This window comes from Shewanella sp. 4t3-1-2LB, assembly GCF_017368415.1.
In the GTDB taxonomy this organism is placed as follows: domain Bacteria; phylum Pseudomonadota; class Gammaproteobacteria; order Enterobacterales; family Shewanellaceae; genus Shewanella; species Shewanella fodinae.
This window is the reverse complement of the sequence record NZ_JAFNJD010000138.1, coordinates 1-467: the sequence shown is the minus strand read 5'-3', so window position 1 is coordinate 467 and position 467 is coordinate 1. Positions and strand designations below refer to the sequence as shown.

The following is a 467-nucleotide window of genomic DNA, read 5'->3' as shown; positions in this document are numbered from 1 at the left end:
GGGGGGGCGGTTACCACTTTGTGGATCATGACTGGGGTGAAGTCGTAACAAGGTAGCCCTAGGGGAACCTGGGGCTGGATCACCTCCTTACCTAAACGATGAATTTGTTGTGAGTGTTCACACAGATAGGTTTGTCTCAAACCGGCATTACGAAAGTGATGTTTGTTCTTTAACAATTTGGAAAGCTGATAGTAGAGATTAAATAGCGATATTTAATCAAAATGAGTTCTCAAAATACTTCAATCAAGTGTTTTGTAATTCTAGTGCTTTAGCGATAAAGCACATCAAGGCGAAAGAAAAACCAATATGGGTCGTTGATACGATTTGGTAGAGGAAACTCATCCGGGTTGTATGGTTAAGCGACTAAGCGTATACGGTGGATGCCTTGGCAGTCAGAGGCGATGAAGGACGTGTTAATCTGCGAAAAGCTGTGGTGAGGTGATAAAACCCGTTGAGCCACAGATATC

The 467-nt window shown here is 43.3% G+C and carries 2 rRNA genes; both read left to right on the top strand.

The window, feature by feature from the left end:
* A 16S ribosomal RNA gene (locus J3L11_RS18990) occupies positions 1-90 on the top strand; the annotation flags it as partial.
* Positions 91-353: 263 nt separating this feature from the next.
* A 23S ribosomal RNA gene (locus J3L11_RS18985) occupies positions 354-467 on the top strand; the annotation flags it as partial.